We start from the raw sequence: 6,830 nt of genomic DNA, 5'->3' as shown, positions 1-6,830 counted from the left end.
ACGACCCCGTCACCCACCAGGGCAACAACAAGGTCAACAAGCCCACCGACACGCCTCTGGCGGCATAGAGGTTGACTCAGGGAACTCACAGCGCCACCTCCGGGACCACGAGCCGCCGGCCCTCCGCCGAGGAGCGCAGTCCGAGATCGGCCAGCTGCACCCCGCGGGCCCCGGCCAGCAGGTCCCACTGCCAGGGCTCGTCCCGCACGACATGGCGCAGGAAGAGCTCCCACTGGGCCTTGAACCCGTTGTCGGCGGGGGTGTTGTCCGGCACCTCCTGCCACTGGTCGCGGAAGTTCTCCGTCAGGGGCAGGTCCGGATTCCACACCGGCTTCGGGGTCGTCGCGCGGTGCTGGATCCGGCAGCCGCGCAGCCCGGCGACCGCCGAGCCGTGCGTCCCGTCCACCTGGAACTCCACGAGCTCGTCGCGGTTGACCCGCACCGCCCAAGAGGAGTTGATCTGCGCGACGGTGCCCCCCTCCAGCTCGAAGATCCCGTACGCCGCGTCGTCCGCGGTGGCCTCGTACGGCTTGCCCTCCTCGTCCCAGCGGCGGCCGATGTGGGTGCGCGTCAGCGCCTGCACCGTGCGGACCCGGCCGAACAGCTCGTGCAGCAGGTACTCCCAGTGCGGGAACATGTCGGCGACGATGCCGCCGCCGTCCTGGGAGCGGTAGTTCCACGAGGGGCGCTGGGCGGACTGCCAGTCTCCTTCGAAGACCCAGTAGCCGAACTCCCCGCGCACGGAGAGGATCTCGCCGAAGAAGCCGCCGTCGATGAGCCGCTTGAGCTTCAGCAGGCCCGGCAGGAACAGTTTGTCCTGCACGACCCCGTGCTTGACGCCGGCCGCGTCGGCCAGCCGCGCGATCTCCAGCGAGGACTCGAAGGTGAGGGCGGTGGGCTTCTCGCAGTACACGTGCTTGCCTGCCGCCACGGCCTGCCGCACGGCCGCCTCACGGGCGCTGGTGACCTGGGCGTCGAAGTAGATCTCGACCTCGGGATCGGCCAGCACCGCGGTCAGGTCCGTGCTCACGTGCTCCAGGCCGTGCCGCTCCGCGATGGCCCGCAGGGCCTCCTCGCGGCGCCCGACCAGCACCGGCTCCGGCCACAGCACCGTGCCGTCGCCGAGGTCGAGACCGCCCTGCTCGCGCAGTGCGAGCAGGGAGCGGACCAGGTGCTGGCGATATCCCATCCGCCCGGTGACGCCGTTCATGGCGATCTTGATCGTCCTGCGCTGCACGGTGTCCCCTCCTTCGTGTTGTTGCGTGTTCCTGTGCGGAGCTGCCGAGAAAACGGATAGAAAGCGCTTTCTCTACGATCAGGCTAGGGCCGCTCCCCTGCGTGATGCAAGACTCTTACGGGTGATAGAAAGCGCTTTCTTCATCGGCGAGTATGGAGATCCACACACCGGGTGAGACGATGACCCGGGACGGATCGGAAGGAGGGGGTCATGGCGGTCACACTCGCCGAAGTGGCGGTGCACGCGGGCGTATCGCCCGCCACGGTCTCGCGCGTGCTGAACGGCGGGTACCCCGTGGCGGGCGCCACCAGGACCCGCGTGGAGCGGGCGATCGAGGACCTCGGCTACATCGCCAACGGCCCCGCGCGGGCCCTCGCCGCCGCGACCTCGGACCTGATCGGCGTCCTCGTCCACGATGTCGCCGACAGCTTCTTCGGGATCCTCGCCGGATCCCTGCAGAGCGCCCTGACCCCCGGCGGACAGGGCGGCCCGCGCCGGCTCGCCGTCGTCTGCAACACCGAGGGCGCCCCGGCCGCCGAGCTCGACTACCTCGCTCTCCTGGAGGGCCAGCGGGCCGGCGGGGTCGTCCTGACCGGCGGCGCCGTGGAGGATCCCGAGCACACCCGGGCGCTCGCCGCCCGCCTCGCCCGCATCGCCGCCACCGGCGCGCCGGTCGTGCTCTGCGGGCGGCCCCCGCTGCCCATGCCCGCCGGACTCCCCGTCGCCACCGTCATGTTCGACGACCGGGGCGGCGCCTTCCGGCTCACCGAGCACCTGCTCACGCTCGGGCACCGGCACATCGCCTACGTGGCCGGCCCGCCCGGGCTGAGCACCACCCGTGAGCGCCTCGCCGGACACCAGGACGCCCTGCGCGACCACGACCCCGCCCTGCCCGCGCACTGCGCGGGGCTCACCGTGCACGCCGGGTTCGAGCGCTCCGCCGGATACGACGCCACCCGCGAACTGCTCCGCCGCGGGGCGCCCTTCACCGCCGTTGCCGCCGCCAACGACACCGTCGCCACCGGCGTCGCCGCGGCCCTGCGCGAAGCCGGCCTGCGGATACCCGAGGACGTCTCCGTGGCGGGCTTCGACGACCTGCCCGTCTGTGTCGACACCGCCCCCGCCCTCACCACGGTCCGGCTGCCGCTGCGCGAAGCCGGGGTGCTCGCGGCCCAGCTCGTCACGGGCCGCAGAGCGCTGCCGCCGGGCGGCATCACCACGCTTCCCGCCGAACTGACGGTGCGCGCCTCCACCGCGCCGCCGCCCGCCGTCACCACCGAAGGGGGCCGTCCGTGAGGTACGCCTTCTCCACCCTCGGCCTGCCCGGCACCCCGCTGGAGCGCAGCGCCGGCCTCGCCACCGCGCACGGGTACGAGGGCCTCGAACTGCGGGCCCACCCCGAGGAGCCCCTGCATCCCGCCAGCTCCGCCGCCGACCGCGCGGCCGGCCTGCGCACCCTGACCTCCGCGGGCGTCGCCGTCCTCGGAGTCGCGGGGTACGCCCGGGTTGCCGCGCCCGGCCCCGACGAGCCCGTCCTCGACGAGGTCCGGGCCCTGGTGCGGCTCGCCGCCGACCTCGAAGCCCCCTACGTACGGGTCTTCCCCGGCGGCGGTGAACAGCCGCCGGCCGACGCCGACGACCATGCGGTCCGCAGGCTCCGGGCCGCCGCACCGTTCGCCGAGCGGCACGGAGTGCGGATCCTGCTGGAGACCCACGACTCGCACCGCACCGCGACCGCCACGGCCCGGATCCTCGACCGGGTCGCGCATCCGGGCGCGGGCGCGCTGTGGGACGTACTGCACACCTGGCTCGGGGGCGAGTCCCCGGCCGAGTCGAGCCGGGCCCTCGCCGGGCACCTGGGGTACGTACAGGTCAAGGACGTGGCGTCCGCGCAGGAGCTGACCCCGCTGGGGCTCGGCGGGGGCGCGCTGCCGCTCGCCGAGGCGGTCGCCCTCGTACCGCGGAGCGGCTGGCTCTGCTGGGAGTACGAGAAGCGCTGGTACCCCACCGCCGGCGAACTCCCCGAGCGGCTCGGTCCGGGCCGGGAGTACCTGGAGCGACTGGTCCGCGCGGCGGATTAGGACTTGTCCCGTCGATCATGACTGGTTGCGGCATTCGTGATCGACCGGCCGAATCCTGGCATCACGAAGCGTGATGGGGGCAGCTGAGATACCGTCAAAACACGCCCAAGGAAGCCATGTTCACGGACGTCAGGACCCACAGCTGTCTCCCGTGCAGGAGTTCGCGTGCTGAGTCGCTTCGCGGAGCTCGCGTCACAGCTCGGCTTCGAAGCCGCCGAGGGGGACGGGTTCTGGGAGCATCAGGTGGAGGTCCGTGAACCAGTGGGCGACATCGGTGCGGTCAGCACCTGCGATGCCACCACGCCAACTCCGAATCTTCTGCCGGCTCGTGATGCGTTCGTCCGAGGAGCACCAGGTCCAGGCGCTCCACCTGCATCCGGAGTTCGCCTGAGGCCCTTGGCGGAAGCATGAACAGGGCATCCTGCAGCTTGTCCCGGGCCCAACCCTCGCCGCAGCAGCGGCAGGTGAACTCCGCTTCCCCTTGTCTCCACCGACGCCTCGTGCCGTGGACGCGCACGGACCACACGCTCAGCGCCACCGCCACGATGCCCGGAGACAAGCGCTCCCGTTCGAGCACACGGACAGCGGCATTCGCCGCTCCCGATAGGCCTGGGACATCGCGATACCGCACCCAGGGTTCACCCCGGCCGCGTTCCCGCGGTCGAAGCGAAGCAGGTGTTCTACGAGGCACGGCCCCTTCGGATGCACGTCATGAGCGGCATCTTTCCACAATCCAAGATCGGCCGGCCAGGACCTGCTAGGCGGAGTGGGCGAGCTTGGCCCGGTCGACGGGGTGGTGGAAGTCGAGGCCCCGGGCGTAGCGATCCAGTTCCTCGATGGCCGATGCCGCCAGGCGGTCCAGTTCGGTGCCGAGGGAACCGGCCACGTGCGGGGTGAGCAGCACGTTGGGCAGGTCGTACAGCGGGGAGTCGGCGGGCAGTACCTCCGGCTCGGTGTGGTCGAGTACGGCGTGCAGCCGTCCCGAGACCAGCTCCGCGGTCAACGCCGCGGTGTCGACGAGCGAGCCGCGCGCGGTGTTCACGAGGGTGGCGCCGTCCGGCATCAGGGCCAGGCGGGCCGCGTCCAGCAGACCGCGGGTTTCCGGCAGGTCGGGGGCGTGCAGGCTCACCACGTCGCTGCGGGAGAGCAGTTCGTCCAGGGCGACGGCCTCGGCACCGACGGCGGCGAGAGCGGCCGGATCGGCGTACGGATCGTGCACGAGCACCCGCAGGTCGAAGGGGCGCAGCAGCTCCAGCACGCGCCGCCCGATGAGCGAGGCGCCGATCAGGCCGACGGTACGGCGGTAGTTGCCGACGGCGGGGTAGTCGCGCAGCGGGTCGATGTGGCTTCGGGCCGCCCGGTAGGCGTGCGCGGAGTCCAGTACGCGTTTGTTGGAGAAGAGGATGGCGGCGAGCGTGTACTCCGCGACCGGCCGGGCGTTCACGGCGGCCGAGCTGGAGACGCGCAGACCGCGCTCCCAACAGGCGGCGGTGACATGGTGTTTGACGCTTCCAGCGGAGTGCACGACCGCCCGGAGTTCCGGCATCAGCTCCAGTGCCCGCGCGTCCAGCGGAGGGCAGCCCCATCCGGTGAACAGGACCTCGGCCACGGCCAGCCGACGGCGCAGGGCCTCCTCGGAGCGGGCCGGGCCGAAGTCGGTGACGAGGAGCCCGGGGTCCACATCGGCGACGCGGACCAGGTCCGCCAGGGTCCGGTCGCCGAGGACTGCGGTCCGGGTTCCGGGGCTCATGGCGAGCACGGTGACCGGCCTGCGGGGCGAAGAGCCGGGCGAGGGGCCAGAGGAGGGGGCGGATTCGCGGGCGGGGTGGGTCACTTGACGGCTCCTGCGGTGAGATCCGAAGTCCCGATGGTCACAAACCTCGGCCGCGGTGCCGGGAGCGACACGGGCGAAGGGGCTCCGGGGCCGCCGCTCCCCAAAGAGGCGGTCCCGGAGTTGTTCGCGATCCTCATCCTTTTGCGCGGACGATCATGTCGTCAAGGGCGCATGGAGGATTCGATCGAAACGAACATGCAAAACGCACATGTGGTGTGGGGGTAGGTGAGCGGGCGCTCGTTGGCCGTTGGCCGTTGGCCGTTCCCCGCATGTCGTGGCTCCGATCCATGCCGGGCTGCGGGCTACGGGCTACGGGCGGACAGTCAGCCGGGGAAGCAGGTCCAGATGCTGCCGCGGCCCCTCGCGCCCCGCCGCGCGGTCCGCCAGCCGGTCCAGCAGCATCCCGGCCGCTCGGGCCCCGACCTCGCGCTTGGCCGGAGCCACCGCCGACAGGGGTACGTCGGCCAGTTCGGCCACCTCGTCGTCGTAGGTGATCACCGCCAGGTCCTCCGGCACCCGCACCCCCCGCGCCTGGAGCCGCGGGATCAGCATGATCGCGTCCGTGTCGCTGTGGATCAGGGCGGCGGTCACACCGCCCTCGGCCACCGCCGCGCACAAGTAGTCCAGGGTCCGCGCGAAAGCCTCCGCCTCCGCGAGCGAGGCCGCCCCGGCGGCGGGCCACGCCGGCGGAGGCTCCAGCCCGAGGGTGGCCACGGCCGCCTCGAAGCCCGTGCGCAGCCGCCCCGACGTCGGGGTTTCGCGGCTGGCCAGCGCGATTCGTTGGTGGCCCAGTTCCGCCAGGTGCCGTACGGCCCGCGCCGCCCCGTCCGCGTGGTCGGAGGCCACCCGGTCCAGGGAGGCCGCCGGATGTCCCGGCGGGGCCCACCGCTCCACCAGGACGGTGGGCACCGGCAGTTCGGCCGTCCACGCCCCTTCGCCGGGTCCGGGTGTTCCGGTCCGCCAGGTCGGGGTCAGGAGCAGCCCGTCGGCACCCGTCGACAGCAACCGGTCCGCCTGTGTGCGGTCCTCGCCCGCGAGGTACCGGGTCAGCCCTACGGTGAGCCGCGCGCCCCTCGCTTCGACCACCTCGCGGGCCCCCCGGACGACGTCCGCGAAGTAGTACTCGGTGGTCGGCACGACCATCCCGATCACCAGCCCGGCGGCGCCCCGCTCCCTGCCCGTGCCTGTGTCCGTGCCGGCGCCCGTGCGGTCGCAGGCGGCGCCAGGCTCCGCGCCCGCCAGGTCGGACTCCCGCCGGCTGATCACCCCGTGCGTCCGCTGGATCTCGCCCCGCGCCGCCATCGCCTCGACGTCCCGCCGCAGGGTCACGGGGGACATGCCGAGCTCCCTGGCGAGTTCCGCGACACGGGCAGTGCCCCGCTCCCGGACGAGGGCGAGAACCCGGGCCTGACGCCGGTCGACATGTGGTCTCAAGGATCCCCCTGCGGCTTGTCCGGTCCGTGGTCGGCGGTATGCCGCTCGATTCCACCACAGAAAGCCGAAACGATCGATTCGATCGAATCCGGTCAACGTGGCATCGGCCGGACGCTGTTCGCCGCCGACGGCAGGGTGGGGACCGCGGCACCGAGTTGCCCCCGCGGGACCAGCTGGGCCCCGACCGTCCGACGGTTGTCGACCTCGACCCCCGAGCAACCTCCCGGAACTGTGACGCAGTTCA

Annotated in this window: 5 protein-coding genes; 2 read left to right on the top strand and 3 right to left on the bottom strand. The window is 72.4% G+C overall.

The features are described 5' to 3' along the window. Positions 1-85 precede the first annotated feature (85 nt). The gene (locus tag ACIQV3_RS38600) at positions 86-1,210 is read right to left on the bottom strand and encodes a Gfo/Idh/MocA family protein (RefSeq protein ID WP_403721482.1); all 1,125 of its coding nucleotides are present in this window, start codon (positions 1,208-1,210) and stop codon (positions 86-88) included. Between the two features lie 237 nt (positions 1,211-1,447). On the opposite strand from ACIQV3_RS38600, the gene ACIQV3_RS38595 reads away from it, so the two are divergent. Both ACIQV3_RS38595 and ACIQV3_RS38590 read left to right on the top strand, forming a co-directional pair. Continuing rightward, complete coding sequence (locus tag ACIQV3_RS38595) at positions 1,448-2,533, top strand: LacI family DNA-binding transcriptional regulator (RefSeq protein ID WP_403721477.1); 1,086 nt, start codon at positions 1,448-1,450, stop codon at positions 2,531-2,533. Next, on the top strand, positions 2,530-3,318 hold the full coding sequence (locus ACIQV3_RS38590) for a sugar phosphate isomerase/epimerase family protein (protein ID WP_403721475.1): 789 nt from the start codon (positions 2,530-2,532) through the stop codon (positions 3,316-3,318). The genes ACIQV3_RS38595 and ACIQV3_RS38590 overlap by 4 nt, the downstream gene beginning before the upstream one ends. 757 nt (positions 3,319-4,075) lie before the next feature. Here the strand turns inward: ACIQV3_RS38590 and ACIQV3_RS38585 are convergent. Then, positions 4,076-5,068, bottom strand: coding sequence for a hydroxyacid dehydrogenase (locus tag ACIQV3_RS38585; RefSeq protein ID WP_403721473.1), 993 nt, complete (start codon positions 5,066-5,068; stop codon positions 4,076-4,078). A gap of 393 nt (positions 5,069-5,461) precedes the next feature. Continuing rightward, positions 5,462-6,586 carry a substrate-binding domain-containing protein gene (locus tag ACIQV3_RS38580; RefSeq protein WP_403721470.1) on the bottom strand — a complete coding sequence of 375 codons (1,125 nt, stop codon included), beginning with the start codon at positions 6,584-6,586 and terminating at the stop codon, positions 5,462-5,464. Between the last annotated feature and the right edge of the window lie 244 nt (positions 6,587-6,830).

The organism is Streptomyces sp. NPDC099050, from assembly GCF_044759865.1.
Classification (GTDB): Bacteria; Actinomycetota; Actinomycetes; order Streptomycetales; family Streptomycetaceae; genus Streptomyces.
The sequence above is the reverse complement of the archived record's forward strand: the minus strand, read 5'-3'. Positions and strand labels throughout refer to the sequence as shown.

Bases quoted from the DNA above. Each gene is read 5' to 3' on its own strand.
- ACIQV3_RS38600 (WP_403721482.1), bottom strand. From the start codon at position 1,210: ATGAACGGCGTCACCGGGCGGATGGGATATCGCCAGCACCTGGTCCGC.
- ACIQV3_RS38595 (WP_403721477.1), top strand. From the start codon at position 1,448: ATGGCGGTCACACTCGCCGAAGTGGCGGTGCACGCGGGCGTATCGCCC.
- ACIQV3_RS38585 (WP_403721473.1), bottom strand. From the start codon at position 5,068: ATGAGCCCCGGAACCCGGACCGCAGTCCTCGGCGACCGGACCCTGGCG.